Genomic DNA, 26993 nt, shown 5'->3' with positions numbered 1-26993 from the left:
AAAGGCAAAGCGCTTAAAACAAGATCCAACCGTACAGGAGCCTCACCCCATGAGCGCAGCGATCCTTCTGCTGATCGGGCTGGTCATGATGTCCCTCGGGTACCTCGTTTACTCGCGTTTCATTGCCAAACACATTTATCGACTCGACCCGGACTTCCGCACGCCGGCGCACGAGTTTGAGGATGGCATCGACTTTGTCCCGACCAACCGCTTTGTGCTCTGGGGGCACCACTTCACCTCTGTCGCCGGCGCCGCGCCCATCGTTGGCCCCGCCATTGCCGTGATCTGGGGCTGGCTGCCCGCCTTCCTCTGGGTGGTCATGGGCACTATCTTTTTCGCTGGCGTGCACGACATGGGCGCGATCTGGGCGAGTGTGCGCAACAAGGCCAAATCGGTCGGCTCACTGACCGGCGATGTGGTCGGCAAGCGCGCGCGCAGCATCTTCATGATCGTGATCTTCCTGGTGTTGCTGATGGTCAACGCGGTGTTCGCCGTGGTGATCGCCAAGCTGATGATGAACTTCCCCACTGCGGTACTGCCGGTGTGGGGCGCCATCGTCGTCGCGCTGATCGTCGGTCAGCTGATTTATCGCCGCATCATCAGCCTGCCGGTGGTATCGGTTATTGGCGTAGTCGCGCTGTATGCGCTGATCTGGGCCGGCCCAAGCGTGCCGATCCAGATGCCGGCCGAGGTAGCCGGCATGTCCGGCAACGCCGTGTGGATTCTGCTGCTGTTCCTGTATGCCGGTATCGCCTCTGTCCTGCCGGTGTGGATGCTGCTGCAACCGCGTGACTACATCAACGGCCTGCAACTGTTTGTAGGGCTGCTGATCCTCTATGGCGCCATCGCCCTGCTCAACCCGGTGCTGGTGGCCCCCATGATCAACAACGATGTGCCCGCCGGCACCCCGTCGCTGTTGCCCTTGCTGTTCGTGACCATTGCCTGCGGGGCCATTTCCGGTTTCCACGGCCTGGTCGCCTCAGGCACCACTTCCAAGCAGCTGAACAAGGAAACCGATGCGCGCTTTGTCGGTTACTTTGGCGCCATCGGTGAAGGCTGCCTGTCACTGGCGGCCATTCTCGTGGCCTGCGCCGGCTTTGCCAGCCTGACTGACTGGAAAGCCATGTACTCGGCCTTTGGCCAAGGCGGCGTGACGGCTTTCGTGCAGGGCGGCGCTTATGTCATCCACAACGGCCTGGGCCTGCCGGAAGTAACCGCTGCAACCCTGCTGACCGTGATGGCAGCGCTGTTTGCCGGCACGACCATGGATACTGGTCTGCGCCTGCAACGCTACATTTTCCAGGAGTGGGGTGAAATCTATAACCAGCAGTGGATGAAAAAGCCGCTGCCGGCGACCCTCCTGGCCATCGGCTCCTGTCTGTTGCTCGCCTTTGGCGCGGGCGGTGCAGACGGCTCGGGCGGCATGATCATCTGGCCACTGTTCGGCACCACCAATCAGCTGCTGGCCGGTCTGACCCTGCTGGTGATCACTGTGATGCTGGTGCACATGCGCCGCCCCATGTGGTACACCCTGCTGCCGCTGTGCTTCCTGCTGATCATGACCGTGCTGGCCCTGGTGCTGCAGCTCAAGACCTTCTTTGAACAGGAGAACTACTTCCTGCTGGGGCTGGATATCGTGGTGCTGGTGGCCGCCATTCTGGTGGCGCTGGAGTGCGCCGCAGCACTGAAACGCCACCGTGCACTGGCGGCGGCCGAACAATCCGATGCCAGCTGAACGCGGTGACAACTGGCGGGCCTGGCTTAGCCAGGCCCGTTTCTTTCTTGAAGAGAGCTACAGCGCGCGCTACCGCGGCGCCATTGCCCGCAGTCGCCGGGACCACGATGACCTGTTCATGCTGCTGGTGTTTAGCGAAATGATGGGCGTGCCCAACCCCGCGTCCTACTACACGCTGGAGCTGCAGCCGTTGTTGCTGGAGCGCTTCCACGACTGGCACCGCCGCATGGGCATGGAACACTCGCCGCTGGACCATTTCCGCTGCTGCTGATCAGGAGACACGTTATTTCATCCAACCTTTCCAACCTGCTGGAACGCCGCCTGATCTGGGTCGGCGGCAAGGGCGGTGTCGGCAAGACCACTGTCTCAGCTGCCCTCGCCGTACTGGCCGCCCAGCGCGGCAAGCGCTGCCTGGTGGTATCCACAGACCCTGCTCACAGCCTGGGCGACGTCTTTGCACGTAGTCTGGATGACAGCCCGCGCCGCCTTTTACCCAACCTCGACGCCATGGAAATCGACCCGGACGCCGAAGTCGACGCCCATCTGGCCAGGGTTACCGAGCAGATGCGCAAACTGGCGTCACCCGACATGCTCAAAGAGCTAACCCGGCAGATGCAGCTGACCCGTCACTCACCCGGCACCCAGGAGGCGGCCCTGCTGGAGCGCATCGCCCGGCTGGTAACCGCCCCTCCAGACGCCTACGATCTGATCATCTTCGACACTGCGCCCACCGGCCACACCCTGCGCCTGCTGACACTCCCCGAGGCCATGGCCGCCTGGACCGACGGCCTGCTCAGCCACAACCGCAAATCCGCCGAGCTGAGCAAGGTTCTGCAGCACCTGACACCGCGCAGCGGACGCGACCTGGCAAACCCGCTGTCCGACCCCAACGAAGACCAACTCAGCGGGCTGGACAAACGCAGCCGCGATGTGGCCGACACCCTGCGCACCCGCCGCCGCCTGTTTCACCAGGCCCGGCGCCAGCTGGAAGACCCGGCGCTGAGCGGCTTCATGTTCGTGCTTACACCGGAGCGCCTGCCCATTCTGGAAACCGAACGCGCAGTCATGGCGCTCAGTAACGCGGGTATCCCGGTGGTCGCCACCTTGGTAAACCGCGTCATTCCGGCCGAAGCCGATGGCGCCTTTTTGCAGCGCCGTCGTGACCAGGAGGCCCAGTACCTGCAACAGATCGAAGCCTCCTTTGCCGCACTGCCGCGCCCGCAGCTGCCCTGGCTGGAGACCGACGTGCAGGATATCCCCGCCCTTGAGCAGGTCGCCGCACTGCTGGCGGCGCAGGGTTTCTAGGCCCGCCGCTAGGCTTGATGGTCGATTGCAGCCTGCAAGGCGCCAGCCCTACTGCAGGCTCTGCGGCTGCCCGGCCTCACGGCGTACCTGCTGCCATTGCTCCAGGGTCTGCGCAGCCTGCTCGCCCGACAGCGAGCCCAGGATCTCGAAATAGTCCTGTCGCAGCGGGTCAGCCATCACCTCAGTACGCGGCTTGATGCGCACGGCGTACACCGTCTGCAGGTTCTGGTGATCAAAGGCTCGCCAGGTCTGGGCGTCTTTCAGCAGCTGGTAACTATGCCCTTCCAGTGCGCGAATCAGCGTCTCGCTGTCCAGCGAGCCCGCACGGCTCACCGCATCCGCCCACTGATAAACAATGCTGTAAGCCGAGGCTGCCGAGCTGGAGGGGTAGGTTTCGTAGCGCTCAACAAACTCACTGACAAAGGCCTCACCACGCGGATAGTCAAACTGCTGCGGCACATTCCAGGCCCAAGGCACCGCGCCCATCACACCGGCCATTACCGCCGGGCCGGCCTGCTCGACCATACTCAGGGTGAGGTTGGGCACCACAATCTGCACATTCTCAAGGCCAAGCTGCCGGGCAATGCCCATTGCCTTGACCATCTGCTCACCAAACAGTACCAGCACCAACACCTCCGGCTCGGCTTCCTTAGCTTTTTGCAGCGCCTCGCGTAGCTCACGTAGCGACGCATTCGGAAAGGGCACCAGGGTCGCGCCATGGGTCTCGGCAGACGCAGTGTCGGTAAAGTGGCGCATCGATTGCTCAGTGCTATGCCCCCAGGTGTAGTCAGCGGTCACGTAGTAGTAACGCTTGCCGGCAAACTGCTCCTGCAATTGGGCCGACAGCACCCGCGCCGCCATCCAGGCGTTGTAGCTCTCGCGGAACATGTAGCGATGCCCGGCTGCGCCGGTGGTGTCGTTGGAGTAGGTCAGCGTGCCGAAGTACAGCAGACCACGCTCGCGAGCGCGCTGCCCGGCCGCAATGGCTACCGCACTGGAGGCACCACCAAACAGCATCCGCGCCCCGTCGTCTGCCAGCTCGTCGACGTTACGTCGCGCCCGCTCAGGGTTAGACGCCGAATCCCGCTCCAGCAACGTCAATGGCCGTCCCAGCACGCCGCCCGCCTGATTGATCTGGTCCACCGCCAACAGCGCCCCACGCATCTGCATCAGCCCCTCCTGCGCATATTGCCCGGTGCGCGGCAGGTTCAGGCCAAGGGCGATAGGCTCGGCAGCGAAGGCAAAATTGCTCCAGCACAACAGTAAAGAAGGCAGCAGGCAACGGGACACGCGGGCAATAACAGAGCTCATGACGGACATCCTTGAATCGGCAGCACAGAGTATGGGTTTTGGGTTCGGTGAAGGTGCTGATCCAGGTCATAGGTAACACAGCAAGATGACAACCGGCAGTGTGCTTTGGTCGCACTCGGCGACCAGGCGCGGTGGCAAGGCCGACTTGGGAGTGCTATACACAAGAGTTGACACTCCACGGAAGGTTATGCCGATGTCGACCATCGACAACACGCTTAGCAACGCCCACGCGATTCTCGCGGGAGCGCAGGACAAGATTGACCAACTGCGCAATATCAACCCGTTCTTTATTGACCTGTCACTACGCGAGAACCCGGTGGGCGCGCGGGTTGGCCAGACCCTGCCGGACCAGCTGATGGCGCTGTATCAGCGGGCGCAGCGCAGCCTTGCGGGCACACAACCGCCAACGTGACCGAGCGCCATGGCCACTTGGCATGACACCTGCTAACTGGTATCAGTAACTGACTGCCAACCTTGCCCAGAAGAGACGCCATGATGAACAACATCGCGATCGAAATTGCCCAAGACAGTGCGGTGTATAAAACACTGCTGGAATCGACCAAGGCCATTCCGTGGAAGATCGACTGGAAGACCATGGCCTTCACGTACATTGGCCCGCAGATCGAGCAGTTGCTGGGCTGGCGACAGGACAGCTGGCTAAGCGTGGATGACTGGGCCACCCGGATGCACCCGGAGGATCGGGAGTGGGTGGTCAACTTTTGCGTTTCCCAGTCACAGTCCGGTACGGACCATGAAGCAGACTACCGGGCGCTGACCGCCGACGGAGATTACGTCTGGATACGCGACGTGGTACATGTAGCACGGGACGAGAACGGCGAGGTAGAGGCACTCATCGGTTTCATGTTCGACATCAGCGAACGCAAGAAGACCGAGGAAAAACTCAAGTCCCTGCAGCGAGAGCTGGAAGAACTGTCTTTCAAGGACGGCCTGACCGGCGTCGCCAACCGACGCATGTTCGACTCGATCCTGCAGCTGGAGTGGACCAACTCCCGGCGCACTGGTCAGCCCCTGTCGCTGATCCTGCTCGATATCGATTACTTCAAGCAATACAACGATCACTACGGGCACATCGCCGGCGACGACTGCCTCAAGCGGGTTGCCAAAGTGCTCAGCGGCGCAGCCGCGCGCTCGCGGGACTTCTTTGCCCGCTACGGCGGCGAGGAATTTATTCTGGTGCTGCCGGAGACTGATGCCAAGGCGGCTGAGCGGGTCGCTGAACGATGCCGGGCGCTGCTGTTCAAGGAGCAGATTGTCCACGCCACCTCACCAGTCAGTCAGATTCTCACCATCAGTATGGGCATAGGTACGGCCGTGCCCAGCCAGCAGGACGATCCACGCGACTTCCTAGACGCAGTGGATCGCCGCCTGTATCAAGCCAAAGAGCAGGGTCGCAATCGCAGCATTACCAACAGCTAACGCTACTGAAGCTGCAGCAACTGCCAGGCCGAGTAGAGCCCGAGCGCCAGAAAGGCCATCGCGGTGACACGCCGGATCATCGCAAGCGGCAGCCGCTGAGCCGCCACCTGGCCGAGCACAACCACCGGCACGTTGGCTATCAACATGCCCAGGGTGGTGCCCATTACCACCCACAAATAGGCGTCAAACTGCGCCGCCAGCACCACGGTTGCGACCTGGGTTTTGTCCCCCATCTCCGCCAGAAAAAACGCTACCAAACTGACCAGAAAGGCGCCATAGCGACTGCTCTGCGGTGCCTCATCGGCGCTCAGCTTGTCCGGAATAAGCGCCCAGGCAGCCACCACCAAGAACGACACTGCCAAAACGGCATGTTGCCAAGCGTCCGTCAGATACTCGGCCAACAGCTGACCCAACGCACCAGCCAGCGCGTGATTGACGATGGTTGCAACGAGAATGCCCCAGATAATGGGCCAGGGGCGGCGAAAACGTGCGGCCAGCATCAACGCCAGCAGTTGGGTTTTGTCGCCGATCTCTGCCAGCGTGACAATCCCGGTTGAAACGAAAAAAGCGTCCACGGATTTTCCAACAGAGGGCGGGTTGAGTTACCAATGACACACGCGCACCCCCGCCCTCGGCTGGTACGTGTATGTCATAGGTCTCGTCAAACCCGATACCGCACAGGGCGGTGGAGGGTCGCAAACGCCATGATCTGCGGATCAATTATGTTGACGTTTGCCGGTGCAAGCAGGCGCTTGCAAGGAGGCTACTCCCCTAAGACGGCCGCAACTATAGCGACAGGTCGCAGCGCAATCAACCCGGAGCGACCGCCGAATAGACCTTGAAGCGGTTGTTTTCGCGCAGCACATGGCAAGGGCCAATATGCTCCTCGATCAACGGCGGATAGCGTAGAAAGCCATTAGCCACGATACGCAACTCGCCGCGCGGCAGCAGATTGCGCGTCACCTGATTGAAAAAGCGCTCGGCAATGCTGGTGTCCTGGCGGATACCAGTATGGAACGGCGGATTGCTGATCACGGCCACAAAGCGCCCATGCACATCACTCAGCCCATCCGAGGCATACACCTCGGCCTCAATGCCGTTGAGCGCCAGCGTCTGCCCGGCACAGTAGATTGCCAGCGCATCGATATCCACCAGCTCGAACCGGCAGCCCGGATTGCGCCGCGCCATCGCCACCGACAGCACACCGGAGCCGCAGCCAAAGTCCAGCACACGCCCCTCAGGCAGCGCTCGGTGCTCGGCCAACAGCAGCTCACTGCCTTCGTCCAGGCGACCATGACTGAACACCCCGGGCAGGCTGACCAGGTGCAGGGCTTGGTCATCGACCGTCAATTCATACTGCTGCAGCCAGTCTTCCAGCACGAACGGCGCAACCGGCTGATCGACCACCACCCGCCAGAGCTGACAATGGCGCGCCGAGTCAAGCTTTTGAGGCTGCGCGCCGTAGCGGCCCAGCAGCTTCTCGGCACGGGTGATGCCGCCCTTTTTCTCGCCTACCAGATAGACCGTCTTGCCCTGCGCCAGCAGCGGCAACATCTGCGCCAGCGCATATTCAGCGCGCTCGATCGCCTTGGGCATGACCAAAATCGCCGCGTCCAGATCAGTTACTGGCGGGCACAGATGCGAGAACACCAATCGATCTTCCGGCAGCCCAGCGGCCAGACCGCGAGCGGCGGCGTAATCCCAGCTCCACAGCGTCCAGTCAGCCGACAGGCTGCGCGTCAGCCCATCGGCCGCCGGATTGACCAACAGCAGGCGCTGACCACTGAACAGCTCGGCACTGCGCTCAAGAATCTGGCTGGTGTTGTCCATCGGAGTCTCCGCTGATCAAAGGGGCGCATTGTAAGGGATGTACCAATCTAAGGAAGCACTGATCAATTTCAGGTGCCGCGCGGCTTTGCACGGCGGGTGGGCTCAGCCTGCAGCGGGTCATCCGGCCAGTAGTGTTTGGGATAGCGGCCCTTCATGTCCTTCTTTACCTCGGCATAACTGCCCTGCCAGAAGCCGGCGAGGTCTTGGGTAACCTGCACCGGGCGCTGCGCCGGTGACAACAGATGCAGCTTGAGCGCCTGTCGCCCTCCGGCGATGCGTGGCGTATCAGCGCTGCCAAACATCTCCTGCAGGCGTACCGCGAGCACCGGTGGTGTCTCGCTGTAGTCGATGCGAATCCGCGAGCCGGTCGGCACCGTCCAGTGGGTCGGCGCCTGTTCGTCCAGCTCCTTGGGCAGCGGCCAAGGCAGCAATCCGGCGAGGATGTTGCCCAGCTGAAGATTGGCGAAGTGAGCCAGTCGATTGACCTTATCCAGATATGGCGCCAGCCAGTCTTCCAGGCTGGCGAGCAAGACCTCGTCCGACAGGTCCGGCCAGCGGCTGTCAGCACCTTGCGCCAGATCCAGCTCGCGCAGCAGCATAACGCGCGCCTGCCATTGGCGCTGCTCCGGCTTCCATGGCAGCAGGTTGATGCCCTGACGCCGCACCACATCACAGAGCGCACGCTGACGCTGCTCCGGCGCCACATTGGGCAGCGCCTTGCGGCACCAGACCAGCTCACCGATGCGCTCCTGCCGCTCGGCCATCAGGGTTTCGGTGCGACTGTCCCATTCAAGCGTATCGCGTACCTGTAGCATGCCCGGCTCCACCGTCAGCAGACGCTCGACGTTCAGCTCGGCGGCCATAAAGATGCGCGCCTGACGTTGCCCACCCTGCCCGCCTAGTGCAGCAATCGCCAGCCACTCGCTTTGCTGCAGGCGGTCGACATCGGCAAACCCGGCGGAGCGACCATTGGCCAGGCGGTAGTCTGAACCCGCAGCGCTGCGGCGCTGGGCAATACGGTCGGGGTAGGCCAGCGCCAGCAGCACACCATGCCAGTCGTCACTCTGCGGGTCGCTCACCGGGTCGGTACACGGCAGTCGGCTCAGCAAACGTTTCCATTGCTCCACCAATCGCTTGGCCCGCTGCAACGCGCCGCGATCTACATCCGCGCCGCGCGGGTCGTCAAACAGGCCAAGGCGGCGGCTGAGATCAGCGTTGTCGGCGCGGCGCAGCAGGTCCCGCTCATCCACCACCGCGGCAATGCGCGCGGCCAGCTCGCCCAGACCAAGGCGCTGCCCTTCAGCCAGCATGTGCGCCAGCCGGGGGTGCATAGGCAAACCAGCCAGCACGCGACCATGCTCTGTCAGCTGCCAGTTGGCGCCATCGCGCACCAAGGCACCCAAGCCCTCCAGCAGTTCGCACCCCTGCGCCAGCGCAGCTGAAGGGGGCGGGTCCAACCAGACGAGTTCATCGGGTTGCTGCACGCCCCACTGGGCCAGCTGCAAGGCCAGCGGCGCAAGGTCAGCCTGCAGTATCTCCGCCTCACGCTGGGCGGCCAGTTGCTCATGCTGCTGGGCAGACCAGAGGCGATAGCACACGCCAGGCTCCAGTCGTCCGGCACGGCCGGCACGCTGCTCCGCCGCTGCGCGGGAAACCCGGCGGGTCTGCAGCGCGCTCATGCCGGACAACGGATCAAAGGCCGCCTCACGCGACAGCCCCGCGTCCACCACCACACGAATGCCTTCGATGGTCAAACTGGTCTCGGCAATCGCCGTGGCAAGCACGATCTTGCGCTTACCCTCGGGCGCTGGCGCAATCGCACGGCGCTGGGCGGCCAAATCCAGGTCGCCATACAACGGCGTGAGCAGCACGTTCGGCTGATCGCCCAACGCCTCCTCCAACCGCGCCAGCACCCGCCGAATCTCCGCCATGCCCGGCAGAAACACCAGCACGCTACCCGACTCTTCGTGCACTGCACGCAGCACGGTTCGCACAACTTCAGCGTCGTTGGACCGACCCAAGGTGGCCGGTGCGTCATAGCGAATATCCACCGGGTACTGGCGCCCTTCACTGGTAATGATCGGCGCGTCATCCAGCAAGCTGCTAACCCCCTGGGCATCCAGCGTTGCCGACATCACCAACAGCTTCAGCGGCGGGTCGTCGCGCAGGTATTGCTGGGTTTGCACGCACAGCGCCAACCCCAGGTCAGCATCCAGGCTACGCTCGTGAAATTCATCGAAGATCACCACGCCAACACCAGGCAGTTCCGGATCATCCTGCAACATGCGCTGCAAGATCCCTTCGGTAACCACTTCGATGCGAGTCGCGGCGCTGACACGACTCTCCAGCCGGATGCGATAGCCAACGGTCTGGCCAACCGGCTCACCCAGCAACTCTGCAAGCCGTTCAGCGGCGGCTCTGGCGGCCAGGCGGCGCGGCTCCAGCAGGACGATTTTTTGCCCGGCCAGCCAGTCACATTGCAGCAATGCCAAAGGCACCTGGGTGGTTTTACCGGCACCCGGTGGCGCCTGCAGCACCACCGCATCATGCTGCGCAAGCGCCTGTTGCAAGTCAGGTAGTATCTGGAGGACAGGAAGTTCGGACATGGTTTGGCAACAGCAGAAAATGAGCCGGCATTATAGCGGTGGCAGGCTTTCCGTCATCCGCCGGGCCGCGCTATTCTTGCCAGCAGACATTCGCTCCTACGAAAGGTAGACCATGCGCTTGAAACCCGTTGTTTCCCTCGTTCTGGCCGGTACGCTGCTGACGCAACTGAGCGCCTGCGGCTCGCTTTTCTACCCCGAACGGCGCGGCCAGATCAGCGGCCAGATCGACCCCGGCGTGGCCATCCTCAACGGCATTGGCCTGCTGTTCTACATCATCCCCGGCTTGGTTGCCTTTGGCGTAGACTTTGCCACTGGTGCCATTTACCTGCCCAACGGCCGCTACAGCGTGGCGCCGGAAAAGCTGCAACCGGCTGTTGACGCCGATCGCCAGGTTGACCGTCAGGCGCTGCAAGGCATTCTGCAGCAGGAGCTGGGTCTGAGCCTGCCGCTGGACAATGCCCGCCAGATCGAGCCTGGTCCGCAAGAGCTTGCCCTGCTGGGCCAACCCCCGCGCGCGTGAGCAAGCCGACCGTCAGTAGCGAGGAACGCGCACGTCTGCTGCGTTTGGCAACACGCGCCTCGGTGGCGGTCGCGCTGCTGTTGATCGGCCTAAAAACGCTAGCCTGGCTGCAGACCGGCTCAGTCAGCCTGCTGGCCGGTCTGATCGACTCGCTGATGGACGGTGCGGCCTCGCTGATCAACCTGGTCGCTGTGGCCTATGCCCTGAAACCCGCTGACCGCGAGCACCGCTTTGGTCATGGCAAGGCCGAGGCGCTGGCAGGTCTTGCCCAATCCGCTTTCATCACAGGCTCGGCCTTGTTGGTGTTGCTGCAGGGGATTGACCGTTTGCTGCACCCCACCGCGGTCGACGACCCGTGGTCCGGCATCGCGGTAATGCTGTTTTCGATAGCTGCCACCCTGGGGCTGCTGGCGGTGCAACACCACGTCATCAGACACACCCAGTCCACCGCCGTTGGCGCTGACGCCCTGCACTACCGCTCCGATCTGCTGCTTAACCTGAGCATCATCGCAGCCCTACTGCTGGCTCAACTGGGTATACAGCACGCCGACGCCCTGTTCGGGGCTGGTGTAGCGCTCTTCATCGGCTATGGTGCTGTGCGCATCGGCATCCACGCCGTTCAGATTCTGATGGACCACGAGCTGCCGGACGAGGTCCGCAACGAAGCACTTGCGCTGGCGCGCAACGTCCCGGACGTAGTGGGCGTGCACGACCTGCGCACTCGTCAGTCCGGCCAGCACTGGTTCATGCAGCTGCATCTGGAGCTACCGGCGTCACTCACCCTGGCGCAAGCTCATGAACGCGGCGAGCAGGTTCGCCTGGCCATCAGCACACGCTTTCCGCAAGCTGACGTGCTGGTCCACAAGGACCCGGCCTAAAAAAACAAAAAGGCGAGCTGCCTGCGGGGCAGCTCGCCTTTTATACGTCCTGTGCCATCCTCTTGGGGTGGTTCCTTACTCCCTTGCCTTGTGGGCTGGGTAACCGGCTTGCCTCACACCTTCTGGATGCTGTGGCTCCGCTTCGCCTTGTGGACGTAGCGATCTGGACGACCGGCTCTGGCTGAATCTGTTGAACATGGTATCGCGACCCGCCCGCCATTAATTCCCTCTTTTTGCACAAATGCTTGCCATGTGCGCAATAAATAACTAAAAAATAACAAACTCCAGCAATCAGGAAAAATAATGGACACTCTTCACCTCGATCGCTACGACCTGAAGATCCTCGCAGCCCTGCAACATGACGCCCGCATCAGCAATCAGGAGCTGGCTGAGCGCATCGGCCTGTCTCCTTCGCCCTGCTCGCGACGGGTCAAGCAGCTGGAAGAAAGTGGACTAATCAGGCGACAGGTCGCCCTGCTCGATCCAGCCAAGTTGGGGCTAAAGCTAACCGCCTTTGTGATGATCGGCATGGACCGCCATACCCCTGAACGCTTTGCCGGTTTCGAGAAGGTCATTGGGCAGTGCCCGGAGGTGCTTGATTGCTGCCTGGTCACCGGCATGGACGCCGACTACCACCTGCGAGTGGTCGTCCCCGATATGGAGCACTATCAGCAACTGCTGCTTGGTACCCTGACGCGCATCGAGGGCGTTTCCAGCGTACGCTCCAGTTTTGTACTCAACCAGATCATCGGCAGTACCGAACTCCCGCTCAAGCACCTCGGCTCGCGGTAAGACATTGGGCGGCTCAGACAGTGCCCGGCCAGACAGCAGAGCCGTTATACTGTCGCCCCCTCTTTCTAACCGGAGTCGCCTGTGACTTACGATCAGTTCGAAGCCATCGCCATGCCCCTGATGATTTTTGGCCTCGTTGCCTTTATGGGCTTTATCGTCTGGGACCTGGCAAAAAAATCTCAGGCCGGGCGCTGGGGCACCGCGGTGCTGTTTTTTGCCCTTGGCCTTGGCGTGCTGGCCTTTGTGATCAAGGAAGTCCTGATCATGGTGGTCGAACACTGACCAATTCAGCCGCTTTTCTGGCTATTATCCCCGCTGCCCCAAAGTCTGAATCCTGATTCACTAAAGATCTGCTGCACGCCCCCATCGGCCGCGCAGCAGATCCACAAGAACAATACAGGATACAGCGCATGGCCTACCGCACCACCGCCCAGCGCATCGAGCGCGACCAGGCGCTGCGTGAACACATTCTCGACTGCGCCTTGCAACAGGTTGCCGATAACGGCTTCAGCAACCTGACCATGAGCGGCCTGGCGCGCGCTGCCGGCGTTGCCACCGGTAGCCTTTACCGGCATTTCCCGGGCAAGGGCGCGCTAGCCGCCGATGTCTTCGTCAAGGCCACCCGCATTGAGCTGGAAACCCTCAAGCGCGAGTTTCAGGGCCCCGGCCGCGCAGTAGACCGCCTCAAGAGCGGTCTTACGCAGTTTGCCGCGCGCGCCTGGCACAGCCGCCAGCTGGCCTACGCGCTGATCGCCGAACCCGCCGAGGAAGAGGTCGAAACCCAGCGGCTTTACTACCGTCAAGCCTATGCCACGCTGTACAGCGCACTACTGGTTGAGGGCAATGCCGACGGCAGCTTTGCCGTCGAAAACATCCCGCTGACCGCCGCCTGTGTGGTTGGCGCCATTGCCGAGTCGCTGGTCGGCCCACTGTCACCGCAGGCCCGCGCTGACCGCGAAAGCGGCCTGCCCAGCGAGACCCTTGAGGCCGTCACTCTGGCCATCATTCGCTTTTGTCTGCGCGCCATCAACGCCAAGGAGGTCCCATGACCCAGCTGCATCAGTACGCCGAAACCCATGACGTCATCAATCAGGTGCCGCCGCTGGAGGGCATCAACCTGTACCGCGCTGACCTGCCGCTGCAAGAGTGGGTGCGCCGCTATCAGGGTGACTGGGCTGACGCCCAGCTCAACGCCTATGGTCAGCAGGCCGGCGATGCACTGATGCACGCAGGCTTTCTGGCCAACGAGAACAAGCCGGTCTTCAAAAGCCACGACCGCTACGGCCATCGCATCGATCTGGTCGAGTTTCACCCGGCCTACCACGAGCTGATGGCTGCCGGCATTGCCGCCGGCATTACCAGCGCCCCCTGGACTGACCCGCGACCTGGCGCGCAGGTCGCGCGCGCCGCCACCATGTACCTGCACAATCAGGCTGAGGCCGGCACCAGCTGCCCGCTGACCATGACCTTTGCCTGCGTACCGGCCTTGCGCCTGCAGCCCGAGATTGCAGAACACTGGCTGCCCAAGATCCTGTCGCGCCAGTACGACCCGCGCAACCTGCCGATTGAACAGAAAACCGGCGCCACCATTGGCATGGCGATGACCGAGAAACAGGGCGGCACCGATGTGCGTGCCAACACCACCCGCGCCTACCCGGTCGGCGCAGGCGGCCCTGGTCAGGCCTATGAGCTGGTCGGCCACAAATGGTTCTGTTCGGCCCCCATGTGCGACGCCTTCCTGACCCTGGCCCATACTGACAAGGGCCTGAGCTGCTTCCTGTTGCCGCGTCACCGCCCGGACGGCACTCGCAATGAATTTTACATACAGCGCCTGAAAAACAAGCTGGGCAACTGGGCCAACGCCTCCAGTGAAGTTGAGTACCGTGGCGCGCTGGCCTGGATGATTGGCGCAGAAGGCCGCGGCGTACCCACTATCATCGAGATGGTCTCGCTGACGCGCTTTGACTGCATGATCGGCTCCAGCTCGCTGATGCGCCAGGCGCTGACCCAGGCCGCGCACCACTGCGCGCACCGCTGCGTGGGCACTCGCGTACTGAACGAGCAGCCACTGATGCAGAACGTGCTGGCTGACCTGGCGCTGGAGAGCGAAGCGGCACTCGCCCTGACCATGCGCATGGGCAAGGCGCTGGATCATGCGCATGACGAACAGGAAGACAAGTTCGCCCGGCTGGTCACCGCCATCGGCAAGTACTGGATCTGCAAGCGCGCCCCCGGCATGATCAACGAGGCGCAGGAATGCCTCGGCGGCGCGGGTTATGTTGAAGAAACCATCCTCCCCCGCCTGTACCGTGAGGCTCCGGTCAACTCCATCTGGGAAGGCTCGGGCAATGTCCAGTGTCTGGACGTGTTACGTGCGCTGTCCAAGGAGCCCGGCGTACTCGATGCGCTGTTTATCGAACTGGGCGATGGCCACGGCTCCAGCGCCCTCAAGCAACGCATCGAACGCATCAAACAGCAGTTTGCCGACACCGACGACATCCAGTATCGCGCCCGCCAGCTCACCGAAGATGTCGCCACCGCGCTGCAGGCCAAGCTGCTGCTCGAAGCCGGTAACAGCGCCGTGTCAGATGCGTTCATTGCCAGCCGACTGGGCCAGCACGGCCAGGCTTACGGCACCCTGCCGCGTGGCCTGGATGTCGAAGCCCTGGTCGCCCGCTCCACGCCGGCAACGCTGTAGAAGCGGCCATGGGCAGAACACAGCAACAGATTGGAGGGCTGGTGCGTAAAGGCTTTGCTCACGCCCCGTTCCTTGGCGACCTGGGCGTCGCGCTGGTGGCCTTGGCGGCTGACCAGCGCGTTGCAGCCGGCGCCAGGCAAATGGACAATGCCCGCCCCCACTGCCGCCTAACCTGACCCGGGAATGCCATGAAGCAAACGCCCCGCCCGCCTCGCCCGCGACCGCCTCAGCGCACGCGCCGCAAACCCGCGCCGCCACCCGCAGAGCCGCGCCTGATTGCCCTGAACAAGCCCTTCGACGTGCTTACCCAGTTCACCGACGGCGACGGCCGAACAACCTTGCGCGACTTTGTCTCGGTACCGGGCGTTTACCCCGCCGGGCGGCTGGACCGCGACAGCGAAGGGCTGCTGCTGCTCACCAACGACGGCCGCCTGCAGGCCCGCATCACCGACCCGAAGCACAAGCTGCCCAAGACCTACTGGGTGCAGGTAGAGGGCGAGCCCAGCGAACAGCAGCTCGCGCAGCTCAGAGCAGGTCCAGTGCTGAATGACGGACCCACGCGACCAGCCGAAGTCGAACTGATCGATGAGCCGGCACTCTGGCCACGCAACCCGCCGGTACGCTTCCGCAAAAGCGTGCCAACCCGCTGGCTGGCGATCACCATCCGCGAAGGCCGCAACCGCCAGGTACGCCGCATGACCGCAGCAGTCGGCCTGCCGACCCTGCGACTAGTGCGCGTGCGCATCGGTGACTGGTCTCTGGGCGACCTGCAACCGGGGCAGTGGCGTGAACTGCCAAGCGCCGGCTGAAGCCAACACCGTAAGATCCCATCACTCCACGACAACAACAGGATGGACACCCCATGAACATTCCCAAGCTGATCGCGGTCAACGCCCGCAAGTTCCCCGCGGGCGAGGCCCTGATCACCGCTGACTGCCGCCTCAGCTGGTCCGAGCTACATGACCAAAGCCTGCGCCTGGCCGCCCATCTGCATGAGCAGTACCAGATCGGCAGCGGCGACCGCGTCGCCCTGTACATGCCCAACAGCTACAGCTGGGTGCTGGGCTACTTTGCCGTGATCAACCTTGGTGCCATCGTGGTACCGGTCAACGCCCGCCTGACAACCGCCGAGCTGGAGTACATCCTCAGCGACTGTGACGCCCGTCTGGTCATCGCGCTGGGCGACCACGCCGACCGCGCCAGCACGCTGGCACCCTGTCTGCGCCTGGATCAGCCGGCTGTACAGGTGACCGACATGCAGAGCCGCTGGAGCGTCGCCGAGATGCCGGCCGAACAGCCCTGCACGCTGCTCTACACCTCCGGCACCACCGGTAAACCCAAGGGCGTACTGTTTAACCACCATGCCCTGCTGACCGTTGCCAATTCGTCCGCGCTGGAAATGGACATGCGCCCGCACAGCCGCATGCTGCACATGATGCCGCTGACCCACTCGGCGCCGCTCAACGTCTTTCTGCTTGGCGGCACCTACGTCGGCGCCGCTCACGTAGTTCTGCCCGAATTCCACCCCACGTTGTTGCTGGACACCGTGGAGAAGGAGCGCACCACGCACTTCTTCGGCGCCCCGGTCGCCTTTATGATGACCGCGCAGCAGCCGGACATCACCGAGCGCGATATCAGCTCCATGCAGTACTGGATCTACGGCGGCGGCCCGATGTCGACCGAACAACTGGAGATTCTGGCCGACCGCATGCAGACCGACCGTCTGTACTGTGTATACGGCCTGACCGAAGCCGGCCCGAGCGGCAGCATCATGATGCCGGAAGAACACGCCAGCAAAGCCGGTTCGATCGGCCGCCGCGGCGCGCTGCACACCGAACTGCGCATGGTCGACGAGCACGGGAACGAGCTTGCAGGCGAATGCACCGGCCAGATCCAGATCCGCACCGAAGGCATGATGCTCGGCTACTGGAACAAGCCGGAAGCCACCGCCGAGTGCCTGCACAGCGACGGCTGGCTGGACTCCGGCGACCTGGCCCGCCGCGACGCCGACGGCTACTACTGGGTACTGGGCCGGGCCAAGGAGCTGATCATCTCCGGCGGCGTAAACGTCTATCCGCGGGAGATTGAAGTGGCGCTGGAAGCGCACCCGAATATCGTCGAAGTTGCGGTATTTGGCGTACCGCATCCGCAGTGGGGCGAAACCGTCAAGGCGGTTGTTGTGCTGCGCGAGCCGGTCGCCGACCTGCACAGCGAGCTGAGCGCCTACCTGGAGCCGCTGCTGGCCGACTACAAGCGCCCGCGCCTGTACGGCGAGGCGCAGGTGCTGCCGCGCAATGCCAACGGCAAAGTGATGAAACATCAGCTGTCATAAGCCAGCTGCACGAAAAAGGGCGCCAACCGGCGCCCTTTTTTCTCAGTAGCGCAACCCGAACAGCCTGAACACATAACCCAACAGCCAGGCAGGCCCGATCAGCAGAAACTGCAAGTCCTTGAAGAAGGACGGCTTTTTGCCCTCGATGTGGTGCCCAATGAACTGACCGATCCAAGCCAGTACAAAAATCGCCACACTGGGCCAGAACACATAGGTCATCAAACTGAGGATGAGCAACATCACCAGGCTGACAACCAGCATGGCGGCGGCAATCTGCCAGGACAACATGGCGTAAAACACCAGCGAGGCGCCAACCACCAGCATCGCTACCCAAGGGTGGATTGCCCAAAGCATGCCAAGCACGCTGAAGGTAATCAGCGGTACACAAATCCAGTGGGTCAGCTTGTTGATCGGGTTACGGTGGCTTTCACCGTACTCGTCAAACCATTGATCAATCGCTTTCATAAACCACCTTATTATTGGTCTGATGGGGGCTTTTCGTGCCTCACAGTGTAGACAAACCAGGCGAGCAGCAACCAGTGTCTGAAGGGGCCATGGTGTGTTGACAAGCCGCCGGCCAGCGGCGATGCTCTGACTCGCGCCGCAAGGCGTCCCCGTTCGCGGAAAGGGCTGCGCCCGCTGTAACCACCTCCGATATCGCCATACGACACCCAGCCTGCCAGGCGGACACAGGCCCGATAAGGGGATCGTATGTCCACACCCAAAGCACCTCGCCGCTCGCCCAGCAGCCCCGTCAGCAACGGCAGGCTCAACCTGGAGCAGCAACGCAAGCGCGCCAAAGACCTGCTCAAATCGCTCAACGCCGGCGACCCTGATGCCCTGCAGCGCGTTAGCCAGCACCTGCCGCCGCGCAGTCAGACCCTGCGTCTGGCCGACGCCCAGCTGGTCATCGCGCGAGAGGCCGGTTTCGCCAGCTGGCCACGACTCAAGCAGCACATCGAGAGCATCAGCCTGGCCAATCAGCAACTGCAACGCACCGGTGACCAGGACCGCAAGACCCTGCACATTCGCTGCGGCAGCGATATCCAGCACAGCTTGCGCACCGCAGGACTGACCGGCGACTTTCTGGAATTCTCTGACCCGTTTTGCATTGGCCCGCTGAGCGATAGCGACCCGCAAACCCTGCTGCATGAACGCGCCGCCTTTCTTGCGCAGGCCTTCAATCTGGCGCCCGCCGATGCGCTGGGCCGCCAACAGCAGAGCTACAACGCCCTGCTGAACCTTGCGCCGTACCAGCGCATCGTCCTGTGGCTCGAGCACGACAGCTACGACCAACTGATCCTCGCCTACCTGCTGCATCGCCTGCGCGAGCTGCAACCCGGCGCCGAGTTGCAGCTGATTGCGGTCGATCAGGTGCCGGGCGTAGCGCGCTTCATCGGTATCGGCCAATTGGCGCCCGAAGTGCTGAGCTGGCTGTGGCCGCAACGCAAGCACATCAAACCTGACTTGCTGCGCCTTGGCAGCGACGCCTGGCACGCGCTGACGGCGGCCGACCCCACCGCCCTGCTGGCCCTGATCAAGACCGGCACACCCGCCCTGCCGATGCTCGGCCTTGCGCTCCACCGCCATCTGCAACAACTACCGGACTTGACGCATGGGCTCGGGCTGACGGAGCGTCTCACCCTGCAGATTCTGCAGCGTGAAGGCCCAATGCCGACCGGCAAGGTCTTTGCTCAGCTAATGAGGCAGGTTGAGCCGCTACCCTATTTGGGCGACCTGATGTTCTGGTGGCTGCTGCAACCGCTGCTCAACGGCCCCACGCCGCTGCTGCACGTTGATAGCAGCGAAGCCGACTGGCCCCAGCGCGTCATCCAACTTAGCTCGCAGGGCCAAGCGGTGCTGCAAGGAAAAGCCGACGGTTTTAGTTGCCGGCCAACAGGATACTGGGTCGGTGGTGTTGCACTGACACCCGGACAACCGCACTGGCGGTACGACCCGGGACAACAGAGGCTGCATCTGCAGCACGCCTGAGCACCCCGCCGCACAGGCAAGATGGTATGCTAACGGGCTGTCATGCCAGCTCCGAGCGCGCGCCGGAGCTGGTTAAACGCCCGTCAGCTCGCGGAACCACTCGCCATGACCCAACCCAACCCGTTCAAGCCCGTCGTCCTCTGCCTCTCCGGCCACGATCCCAGTGGTGGTGCCGGCCTGCAGGCCGACATCGAGGCGCTGATCGCCCAGGGCTGCCACGCGGCCCCTACGGTCACCGCGCTGACCGTGCAGGACACCGTCGACGTCAGCGACTTCCGCGTACTCGACCGCGAGTGGGTGCTGGCCCAGGCCAACAAGGTGATCAGCGACATGCCGATTTCAGCGGTCAAGCTGGGCATGCTGGGCTCGGTCGAGATGGTCGACACCGTGCTGGAATTGATGCAGCGCCTACCCGACACCCCCCTGGTCTGCGACCCGGTGCTGCGCGCTGGCGGCGGCGGCTCGCTGGGCAAGGACGACGTCGGCTTTGCCATTCGCGAGCGCCTGTTTCCGGCGGCGGCCATCGCCACACCCAACCTGCCGGAGGCGCGTATTCTGGCCGAACTGCCCGACGGCAGCGCCGATGAGTGTGCGGAAAAATTGCTGCCGCACATTCGCCACCTGCTGATCACCGGCGGCCACGGTGACGAGGCGGAAATCCACAACCGCCTGTACTGCGCCGACGGCAGCCAGCACGACTTCACCTGCCCACGCCTGCCCGGCAGCTATCACGGCTCCGGCTGCACCCTGGCCAGCACCTTGGCCGGCCGTCTGGCACTGGGTGAAGAGCTGGTCAGCGCGGTGCGCTCGGCTCTGGATTACACCTGGCGCACCCTGCGTGACGCCGAACAACCCGGTCACGGCCAGTACGTACCGCGCCGCCTGCCGCTGGACTTCTGCTCATGAGCCAGCGCGGCCTGTACGCCATCACCGACAGCAGGCTGCTCGCTGATGGCAAGCTGCTGCCCTACGTCGAAGCCGCACTCATCGGCGGCGCCCGCTGGCTGCAGTACCGCGACAAATCCGCTGACGCCGGCAAACGGCTGGAAGAAGCCGGCCAGCTGGCTGCCCTGTGCCGCCAGCATGGCTGCGAGCTGATCATCAATGATGACCTGGCGCTGGCCGCTGAACTCGGCGTCGGCCTGCATCTGGGCCAGGAAGATGGCTCACTGCGTGAGGCCCGCCAGCAACTGGGCCCTGACGCACTGCTCGGCGCCACCTGCCACGCCAGCCTGCAGCTGGCCGAGCGCGCCCTGATTGACGGCGCCAGCTATATCGCCTTTGGCCGCTTCTTCAACTCCGTCACCAAGCCAGGAGCACCTGCAGCAACGCCGGCCTTGCTGCGCGAAGCGCGCCAGCAGTTTGCCGCCCCCATCGTCGCCATCGGCGGCATCACCCTGGACAACGCGTCGACCCTGCTCGACGCCGGCGTCGACTATCTGGCCGTGATCAACGGCCTGTTCGGCGCCCCCGACGCTGCGGCGGTGCAACAACGCGCCCGCCAGTTCAGCCAACTCATTCACGCATCCTGAGAGACCTGCCATGTCCCGTTCCGAATCCCTGTTTGCCAGCGCCCAGAAACACATCCCCGGCGGCGTCAACTCACCCGTCCGCGCGTTCAAGAGCGTCGGCGGCACGCCACTGTTCTTCAAGCACGCCGAAGGTGCCTACGTCATTGACGAAGACGACAAGCGCTACGTTGACTACGTTGGCTCCTGGGGCCCGATGATCCTCGGCCACAGCCACCCGGACGTACTGGATGCGGTGCGCGATCAGCTGCAGCACGGCCTGTCCTACGGCGCACCGACTGCGCTGGAAACCGAGATGGCAGAACTGGTTTGCTCGCTGGTGCCGTCAATGGACATGGTGCGCATGGTCAGCTCCGGCACCGAAGCCACCATGAGCGCCATTCGCCTGGCCCGTGGCTACACCGGCCGCGACAGCATCATCAAGTTCGAAGGTTGCTACCACGGCCATTCCGACAGCCTGCTGGTCAAGGCCGGTTCCGGCCTGCTGACCCAGGGCGTACCCAGCTCTGCGGGCGTGCCGGCCGACTTTGCCAAGCACACCCTGACGCTGCCCTTCAACGACATCGAAGCGGTGCGCAGCACCCTGGCCGACGTCGGCCAGCAGGTTGCCTGCATTATCGTTGAACCGGTTGCCGGCAACATGAACTGCGTGCCGCCGGCCCCTGGTTTTTTGCAGGGCCTGCGCGAGGCCTGCGACGAGCACGGCGTGGTGCTGATTTTCGACGAGGTGATGACCGGTTTCCGCGTGGCCCTCGGCGGCGCCCAGGCCCACTACGGCGTGACCCCGGACCTGACCACCTTCGGCAAGATCATCGGCGGCGGCATGCCGGTCGGCTGTTTTGGCGGCAAGCGCGCGGTGATGGAATGCATCGCTCCGCTCGGCCCGGTCTATCAGGCTGGCACCCTGTCGGGTAACCCGCTGGCCATGGCCGCCGGCCTGACCACCCTGCGCCTGATCAGCCGCCCGGGTTTTCACAGCGAACTGACCGATTACACCAGCCGCATGCTCGCCGGCCTGCAGGAACGTGCCGATGCTGCTGGCGTGCCGTTCGTCACCACCCAGGCTGGCGCGATGTTCGGTCTGTACTTCTCCGGCGCCGACGACATCATCACCTTTGAGGACGTCATGGCCAGCGATGCCGAGCGTTTCAAGCGTTTCTTCCACCTGATGCTGGACGGCGGCGTTTATCTGGCGCCCAGCGCCTTCGAGGCCGGCTTCACCTCCATCGCCCATGGCGATGCCGAGCTGAAACTGACCCTGGACGCAGCTGAAAAGGCCTTCGCCGCCCTATGATCGCATTGGGTCATGTACTGCTGACGCTGTTGCTGATTGCCGTTGGCGTCTGGCTCTGGCGTCAGCGCGCGCCGCTGGATGTCCCCGCACGCGGCGCCATCACCGCCGCCCTGCTCGGCTTGGGTTTGGCCGCCAGCGCCAGCCTCTTGCTAAGCCTTGGCGCGCTACCCGGCACCAGCAAGCTGGCGCACACCCAGCGCATTCTCGGGTTGGCTGCGCAAAACCTGAGCTTGCCACTGCTTGGTCTCGCCGCGCTGTACCTCGGGTTTGGCCTGCGCTGGCAGCCAGCGACTTGGGGTCGCATCCTGCTGGGGCTAATGGCTGCATTTGAACTGTCACGCCGCATGGACGCACTACACGGCTATCAGTGGCTGATCAACTGCGCCGCGCTTGGGGTCATGCTGCTGGCTTGCCTGCGGGTGCTGGGCAATGACCGCCGTCCGCTGCCGCTGGCGCTGGTCTGCGCAGCGGGCACCCTGGCGCCGCTGCTGTTACCTGGCGCGACGCCCTTGGCCGACCTCTTTGCTGTCAACGGCACCCTGCTGTCGCTTTATCCGGCGTTACTGGGCGCGGCTTTGGCGGTTGGCCTGCTGGGCGAACAGGCGCACAATAGACCCACGTCCGACGCTGCGGCGTCGAGTGAAGATCCCAAGCCGAGACTTTGATTCGCCCATGCACCGCCCGCTCAAGCAACTAGCCCTGTTCGGCCTGCTGGCTATGCCAGCCGCGCCTCTGCTGGCCCAGACTGGCAACCCATTGTTGATCAGTGCGCAGGACCGCTGCGCCTTTCAGCGGGTGGACGATGACAGCCTCGCCTTGGCTATCGAGGTTTGCGAAGAGGCTGCCAACAACGGAGACCTGCGGGCACAGTTTGAGCTGGGGCAGCTGTATTACCGTGGCGAGCGCGTGGAGCGCAACTACGCCAATGCGCTGAACTGGCTAGAGAAAGCCTCTATTCAGGGCCAGCCGCAAGCGCAATACCGCCTGGGCATGATGCATTTTCAGGGCGAGGGGGTAACCCGCAACCTGCCGCAGGCCTACATCATTCTGAAGATGTCGGCGGTCAACGGCAGTAACGACGCCATGGACGCGGCCGATCTGGTGGCCCTGCAGATGAACGAGCAGGAAATGCAGGTAGCCAACCACGTGCTTGGCACCCTGTTCCGTGACTACCTGGCGCAGATTCGCGAAGAGCAGCTCAGTGGCGCGATGCCACCGCAAGAAGAGCAGAACGACGAGCAAGACTCGGCGCCCTGACAAGGCTCAGCTATCGCTGCGCGGCGGCATCGGGAAGTGCATGATATTGCCGTCGCCCTTGGCCTCGCTGATCTTGGCCGTGCCGACACGCTCTACTTCGTCAATGCGAATAATCGAGTGCACCGGGATAAAGCTGCGCTTGACGCCCTCGAACTGACTCTTGAGCTTCTCTTCTGCCGGATCGACCAGCATCTGCGAGCGTTCGCCAAACACCAGCTCTTCTATCTCCATGAAGCCCCACAGCTCGCTCTGAAAGATCTGCTGGGCGTAAAGCTCGAAAACCTGTCCCTGGTTCTGAAAAATGACTCGGAAGACCGGTTGCTGTTCTTTACTCATGGCCGCTTGATCAACACCTTGACATGCATGAAGGAACGCCAGAGCAGGACCGCTCGGCGGGCGCGCATCATAGCACAGGGGCCGGCATAACAAAGGCAGGCGCTTGTGTGTATAATCGCCCCTTTTTCCAGCACCCTCAGCACACTCCCATGGCCAAGAAACTCTTTATCCAGACCCACGGCTGCCAAATGAACGAGTATGACAGCTCGCGCATGGCAGACCTGCTCGGCGACCACCAGGCAATGGAGCTGACCGACAACCCCGACGAGGCGGATGTCATTCTGCTCAACACCTGCTCGATCCGCGAGAAGGCGCAGGAAAAAGTCTTTTCCGAACTGGGACGCTGGCGCCCGCTGAAAGAGAAGAATCCCGAGCTGATTATCGGCGTTGGCGGCTGCGTCGCCAGCCAGGAAGGCACCGCCATCCGCGACCGCGCTTCCTACGTAGACGTGGTATTCGGCCCGCAGACCCTGCACCGCCTGCCCGAGATGATCGACGCTGCGCGCACCACCCATCAGCCGCAGGTAGACGTCAGCTTCCCCGAGATCGAAAAATTCGACGCCCTGCCCGAGCCGCGCGTGGATGGGCCCACAGCCTTTGTCTCGATCATGGAAGGCTGCAGCAAGTACTGCAGTTTCTGCGTGGTGCCCTACACCCGCGGCGAAGAAGTCAGCCGCCCGCTGGCCGATGTGCTGAGCGAAATCGTTCACCTGGCCGAAAACGGCGTGAAGGAAGTCACCCTGCTGGGTCAAAACGTCAACGGCTATCGCTTTGACGGCACCGACTTTGCCGACCTGCTGCACGCAGTAGCAGCCATCGACGGTATCGAACGCATTCGCTACACCACCAGCCACCCACTGGAGTTCTCGGACGCCATTATCCAGGCCCACGCCGAGATTCCGAAGCTGGTGAAATACCTGCACCTGCCCGTACAGTCCGGCTCCGACCGGGTACTCGCGGCGATGAAGCGCAACCACACCGCACTAGAGTACAAGTCGCGCATCCGCAAGCTGAAAGCAGCCGTGCCGGACATCATCCTCAGCTCCGACTTCATCATCGGTTTCCCCGGCGAAACCGACCGTGATTTCGAGCAGACCATGAAGCTGGTTGAGGATGTGGGCTTCGACTTCTCCTATTCCTTCGTCTACAGCTCGCGCCCCGGCACCCCGGCGGCCGACCTAAACGACGACACGCCGATGAACGTGAAAAAGCAGCGCCTGCAAATCCTCCAGGCCCGCCTGAATCAGCAGGGCTTCGAGAACAGCCGCCGCATGGTCGGCACCACCCAGCGCATCCTGGTCAGCGACTTCTCCAAGAAGGACCCGGGCATGCTGCAGGGCCGCACCGAGCACAACCGCGTCGTCAACTTCCGCTGCAGCAATCCCGGCCTGATCGGGCAGTTTGTCGACGTCAACATCATCGAAGCGCTGCCGCACTCGCTCAGAGGGGAGTTGGCGGGGTGATCCCCGCCGGCTGAAGGCTGGAAAGTTTGAACCTGAGCAAGCGGCTGGTTATATGCGGCTGACACCGGCCGCATATCTTGACCCACTGGACCTACCTTTACCTTCCAGCCTCAAGCCTCCAGCTTTCAGCCGACGCTGTTTACGCTTTTCCTCCCGCCCAACGGGCGTTATGCTGTACGCCCTTTAGCCACACGGCGCCATCTGGACCATTTTGAACGCATCCGCACACATCCATCGTTTCAGCATCGAACCTATCGATCCTCGTCGTTTCGCCAGCCTTTGCGGCCAGTTCGATGAAAATCTCCGCCTAATCGAGCAACGTCTCGGCATCGAGGTGCGCAACCGCGGCAACCACTTCGAGCTGATTGGCGACGAGTCCCTGACCCGCGCCGCCGAGGCGGTATTGCGTCAGCTGTATCGTGAAACCCGCGACAATGACGCCTTGAGCCCGGACACCGTACATCTGTATCTGCAGGAATCAGGGCTGCAGAGCCTGAGTGAAACCCTGGACGACAGCGGCAGCAACCAGAAACCGGTGATTCTGCGCACCCGCAAGATGACCATCCAGCCACGCGGCCCCAACCAGCAAAGTTACGTGCGCTCCATTCAGGAGCACGACATCAATTTTGGTATCGGCCCGGCCGGCACCGGTAAAACCTATCTGGCGGTGGCCTGCGCGGTCGACGCGCTGGAGCGCGAACAGATTCGCCGCATCCTGCTGGTGCGTCCGGCAGTGGAAGCTGGCGAGAAGCTGGGCTTTTTGCCGGGCGATCTGGCCCAGAAGATCGACCCCTATCTGCGCCCGCTGTATGACGCGCTGTATGAGATGCTCGGCTTTGAGCAAGTCACCAAGCTGATCGAGAAGCAGGTGATCGAGATCGCGCCGCTGGCGTACATGCGTGGCCGCACGCTGAACAACAGCTTTATCATTCTGGACGAGTCGCAGAACACCACGCTGGAACAGATGAAGATGTTCCTCACGCGCATCGGGTTTGGCTCCACCGCCGTGATCACTGGCGACATCACCCAGGTCGATCTACCGCGCGGCACGCGTTCTGGCCTGGCGCATGTCACCGAGGTGCTCAAGGACGTCAAAGGCATCGGCTTTACCCACTTCCAGTCCAAAGACGTGGTGCGTCATCCCCTGGTACAGCGCATTGTCGAAGCCTATGACCGCTTTGATGCGTTGCAGGAAAGCGCCCGCCGAGAACGCCGCGATGAGCATTGAGCTGGATATCCAGCGCGCCTCCGGCGCCGCTGATCAGCCTGACGACGACAGCTTCATACGCTGGGTCGGGCTGGCATTGGGTGCCGGTACCGACCGAGAGCTGACCATCCGTCTGGTGGACGCCGATGAGGGCCGCCAGCTGAATCACACCTACCGCGGCAAGGATTACGCGACCAACGTGTTGTCCTTTCCCGCTGACCTGCCTGCCGAACTGGATTTGCCACTACTGGGCGATCTGGTTATCTGCGTCCCCGTGGTGGCCCGCGAGGCCGCCGAACAGAACAAACCCCTGCTCGCCCACTGGGCGCACATGGTTATCCACGGCTGCCTGCACTTGCTCGGCTATGATCACATCGACGACGATGACGCCGAAGAAATGGAAAGCCTGGAACGGGAATTGCTGGCAGAACTCGGCATAGCCGACCCCTATCTTGACGATGATGAGTAAGG

Annotated in this window: 29 protein-coding genes and 1 riboswitch; of the genes, 23 read left to right on the top strand and 6 right to left on the bottom strand. The window is 62.9% G+C overall.

The genetic code is table 11. The annotated features are described in order from the left end of the window. Nucleotides 1-49 precede the first annotated feature (49 nt). Genes HV822_RS14430 through HV822_RS14420 form a run of 3 tightly spaced genes read left to right on the top strand, consistent with a single transcriptional unit; the run spans nucleotide 50 to nucleotide 3040 of the window. Complete coding sequence (locus HV822_RS14430) at nucleotides 50-1735, top strand: carbon starvation CstA family protein (RefSeq protein ID WP_238870848.1); 1686 nt, start codon at nucleotides 50-52, stop codon at nucleotides 1733-1735. After that, entirely contained in the window at nucleotides 1725-2006 is a 282-nt protein-coding gene (locus tag HV822_RS14425; protein WP_238870847.1) for a cory-CC-star protein, read from the top strand. The genes HV822_RS14430 and HV822_RS14425 overlap by 11 nt, the downstream gene beginning before the upstream one ends. Further along, nucleotides 1997-3040 (top strand): ArsA family ATPase, encoded by a 1044-nt coding sequence (locus tag HV822_RS14420; protein WP_396265168.1) that lies wholly within the window; start codon nucleotides 1997-1999, stop codon nucleotides 3038-3040. Before HV822_RS14425 ends, HV822_RS14420 begins: the two co-directional genes overlap by 10 nt. A gap of 48 nt (nucleotides 3041-3088) precedes the next feature. Here HV822_RS14420 and HV822_RS14415 read toward each other — a convergent pair whose 3' ends face one another. Next, nucleotides 3089-4330 (bottom strand): ABC transporter substrate-binding protein, encoded by a 1242-nt coding sequence (locus HV822_RS14415; protein ID WP_238873620.1) that lies wholly within the window; start codon nucleotides 4328-4330, stop codon nucleotides 3089-3091. Nucleotides 4331-4544: 214 nt separating this feature from the next. Here HV822_RS14415 and HV822_RS14410 point away from each other — a divergent pair, with 214 nt between their 5' ends. Next, entirely contained in the window at nucleotides 4545-4763 is a 219-nt protein-coding gene (locus HV822_RS14410; protein WP_238870846.1) for a hypothetical protein, read from the top strand. 83 nt (nucleotides 4764-4846) lie between these two features. After that, nucleotides 4847-5788: a sensor domain-containing diguanylate cyclase gene (locus tag HV822_RS14405; RefSeq protein ID WP_238873619.1), complete on the top strand. Its 942-nt coding sequence runs from the start codon at nucleotides 4847-4849 to the stop codon at nucleotides 5786-5788. 2 nt (nucleotides 5789-5790) lie between these two features. Here the strand turns inward: HV822_RS14405 and HV822_RS14400 are convergent, their stop codons facing one another. From HV822_RS14400 to hrpB, 3 genes are all read right to left on the bottom strand, one after another. Beyond that, a complete protein-coding gene (locus tag HV822_RS14400; RefSeq protein ID WP_238870845.1) occupies nucleotides 5791-6363 on the bottom strand; it encodes a TMEM165/GDT1 family protein in 573 nt (190 codons plus the stop codon). An 88-nt stretch (nucleotides 6364-6451) separates the two neighbouring features. Further along, a riboswitch (yybP-ykoY riboswitch) is annotated at nucleotides 6452-6572 on the bottom strand. A 26-nt stretch (nucleotides 6573-6598) separates the two neighbouring features. Beyond that, complete coding sequence (locus HV822_RS14395; protein WP_238870844.1) at nucleotides 6599-7618, bottom strand: class I SAM-dependent methyltransferase; 1020 nt, start codon at nucleotides 7616-7618, stop codon at nucleotides 6599-6601. Between the two features lie 68 nt (nucleotides 7619-7686). Continuing rightward, nucleotides 7687-10224, bottom strand: a complete 2538-nt coding sequence (gene hrpB, locus HV822_RS14390) for an ATP-dependent helicase HrpB (protein WP_238870843.1) — start codon at nucleotides 10222-10224, stop codon at nucleotides 7687-7689. Nucleotides 10225-10336: 112 nt separating this feature from the next. Here hrpB and HV822_RS14385 point away from each other — a divergent pair, with 112 nt between their 5' ends. From HV822_RS14385 to HV822_RS14345, 9 genes are all read left to right on the top strand, one after another. Next, a complete protein-coding gene (locus tag HV822_RS14385) occupies nucleotides 10337-10744 on the top strand; it encodes a polyribonucleotide nucleotidyltransferase (RefSeq protein ID WP_238870842.1) in 408 nt (135 codons plus the stop codon). Beyond that, the gene (locus HV822_RS14380) at nucleotides 10741-11622 is read left to right on the top strand and encodes a cation diffusion facilitator family transporter (protein ID WP_238870841.1); all 882 of its coding nucleotides are present in this window, start codon (nucleotides 10741-10743) and stop codon (nucleotides 11620-11622) included. Before HV822_RS14385 ends, HV822_RS14380 begins: the two co-directional genes overlap by 4 nt. 303 nt (nucleotides 11623-11925) lie before the next feature. Beyond that, on the top strand, nucleotides 11926-12414 hold the full coding sequence (locus HV822_RS14375) for an Lrp/AsnC family transcriptional regulator (RefSeq protein ID WP_238870840.1): 489 nt from the start codon (nucleotides 11926-11928) through the stop codon (nucleotides 12412-12414). A gap of 111 nt (nucleotides 12415-12525) precedes the next feature. Beyond that, nucleotides 12526-12696, top strand: a complete 171-nt coding sequence (locus tag HV822_RS14370) for a DUF2788 domain-containing protein (protein WP_090475018.1) — start codon at nucleotides 12526-12528, stop codon at nucleotides 12694-12696. A 128-nt stretch (nucleotides 12697-12824) separates the two neighbouring features. Further along, nucleotides 12825-13463, top strand: a complete 639-nt coding sequence (locus HV822_RS14365; RefSeq protein WP_238870839.1) for a TetR/AcrR family transcriptional regulator — start codon at nucleotides 12825-12827, stop codon at nucleotides 13461-13463. Next, on the top strand, nucleotides 13460-15112 hold the full coding sequence (locus tag HV822_RS14360) for an acyl-CoA dehydrogenase family protein (RefSeq protein ID WP_238870838.1): 1653 nt from the start codon (nucleotides 13460-13462) through the stop codon (nucleotides 15110-15112). The genes HV822_RS14365 and HV822_RS14360 overlap by 4 nt, the downstream gene beginning before the upstream one ends. Nucleotides 15113-15120: 8 nt before the next feature. Beyond that, a complete protein-coding gene (locus HV822_RS14355) occupies nucleotides 15121-15288 on the top strand; it encodes a hypothetical protein (RefSeq protein WP_238870837.1) in 168 nt (55 codons plus the stop codon). 12 nt (nucleotides 15289-15300) lie between these two features. Further along, complete coding sequence (locus HV822_RS14350; protein WP_238870836.1) at nucleotides 15301-15921, top strand: pseudouridine synthase; 621 nt, start codon at nucleotides 15301-15303, stop codon at nucleotides 15919-15921. 53 nt (nucleotides 15922-15974) lie between these two features. After that, nucleotides 15975-17444 (top strand): class I adenylate-forming enzyme family protein, encoded by a 1470-nt coding sequence (locus HV822_RS14345; RefSeq protein WP_238870835.1) that lies wholly within the window; start codon nucleotides 15975-15977, stop codon nucleotides 17442-17444. A gap of 42 nt (nucleotides 17445-17486) precedes the next feature. Here the strand turns inward: HV822_RS14345 and HV822_RS14340 are convergent, their stop codons facing one another. Continuing rightward, nucleotides 17487-17909: an Mpo1 family 2-hydroxy fatty acid dioxygenase gene (locus tag HV822_RS14340; RefSeq protein ID WP_238870834.1), complete on the bottom strand. Its 423-nt coding sequence runs from the start codon at nucleotides 17907-17909 to the stop codon at nucleotides 17487-17489. 246 nt (nucleotides 17910-18155) lie between these two features. Here HV822_RS14340 and HV822_RS14335 point away from each other — a divergent pair, with 246 nt between their 5' ends. From HV822_RS14335 to HV822_RS14310, 6 genes are all read left to right on the top strand, one after another. Next, the gene (locus HV822_RS14335) at nucleotides 18156-19436 is read left to right on the top strand and encodes a DUF1835 domain-containing protein (RefSeq protein WP_238870833.1); all 1281 of its coding nucleotides are present in this window, start codon (nucleotides 18156-18158) and stop codon (nucleotides 19434-19436) included. A 105-nt stretch (nucleotides 19437-19541) separates the two neighbouring features. Then, nucleotides 19542-20342, top strand: coding sequence for a hydroxymethylpyrimidine/phosphomethylpyrimidine kinase (locus HV822_RS14330; RefSeq protein ID WP_238870832.1), 801 nt, complete (start codon nucleotides 19542-19544; stop codon nucleotides 20340-20342). Then, nucleotides 20339-20968: a thiamine phosphate synthase gene (gene thiE, locus HV822_RS14325; RefSeq protein WP_238870831.1), complete on the top strand. Its 630-nt coding sequence runs from the start codon at nucleotides 20339-20341 to the stop codon at nucleotides 20966-20968. The genes HV822_RS14330 and thiE overlap by 4 nt, the downstream gene beginning before the upstream one ends. Before the next feature lie 10 nt (nucleotides 20969-20978). Further along, entirely contained in the window at nucleotides 20979-22259 is a 1281-nt protein-coding gene (gene hemL / locus HV822_RS14320) for a glutamate-1-semialdehyde 2,1-aminomutase (protein ID WP_238870830.1), read from the top strand. Further along, nucleotides 22256-22924 carry a hypothetical protein gene (locus HV822_RS14315; protein ID WP_238870829.1) on the top strand — a complete coding sequence of 223 codons (669 nt, stop codon included), beginning with the start codon at nucleotides 22256-22258 and terminating at the stop codon, nucleotides 22922-22924. Before hemL ends, HV822_RS14315 begins: the two co-directional genes overlap by 4 nt. Nucleotides 22925-22931: 7 nt before the next feature. Beyond that, nucleotides 22932-23516: a tetratricopeptide repeat protein gene (locus HV822_RS14310; protein ID WP_238870828.1), complete on the top strand. Its 585-nt coding sequence runs from the start codon at nucleotides 22932-22934 to the stop codon at nucleotides 23514-23516. A 6-nt stretch (nucleotides 23517-23522) separates the two neighbouring features. Here HV822_RS14310 and HV822_RS14305 read toward each other — a convergent pair whose 3' ends face one another. Further along, complete coding sequence (locus HV822_RS14305) at nucleotides 23523-23852, bottom strand: DUF1820 family protein (RefSeq protein ID WP_238870827.1); 330 nt, start codon at nucleotides 23850-23852, stop codon at nucleotides 23523-23525. A 149-nt stretch (nucleotides 23853-24001) separates the two neighbouring features. Between HV822_RS14305 and miaB the strand changes: the two genes are divergently transcribed. From miaB to ybeY, 3 genes are all read left to right on the top strand, one after another. Then, nucleotides 24002-25315 carry a tRNA (N6-isopentenyl adenosine(37)-C2)-methylthiotransferase MiaB gene (gene miaB, locus HV822_RS14300; protein ID WP_238870826.1) on the top strand — a complete coding sequence of 438 codons (1314 nt, stop codon included), beginning with the start codon at nucleotides 24002-24004 and terminating at the stop codon, nucleotides 25313-25315. 211 nt (nucleotides 25316-25526) lie between these two features. After that, nucleotides 25527-26543 (top strand): PhoH family protein, encoded by a 1017-nt coding sequence (locus HV822_RS14295; RefSeq protein ID WP_238870825.1) that lies wholly within the window; start codon nucleotides 25527-25529, stop codon nucleotides 26541-26543. Further along, nucleotides 26533-26991 carry an rRNA maturation RNase YbeY gene (ybeY, locus tag HV822_RS14290; protein WP_238870824.1) on the top strand — a complete coding sequence of 153 codons (459 nt, stop codon included), beginning with the start codon at nucleotides 26533-26535 and terminating at the stop codon, nucleotides 26989-26991. Before HV822_RS14295 ends, ybeY begins: the two co-directional genes overlap by 11 nt. Nucleotides 26992-26993 lie beyond the last annotated feature (2 nt).

It is taken from the genome of Halopseudomonas maritima, from assembly GCF_021545785.1.
GTDB lineage: Bacteria > Pseudomonadota > Gammaproteobacteria > Pseudomonadales > Pseudomonadaceae > Halopseudomonas > Halopseudomonas maritima.
This window is presented reverse-complemented; position numbering and strand designations above follow the sequence as displayed.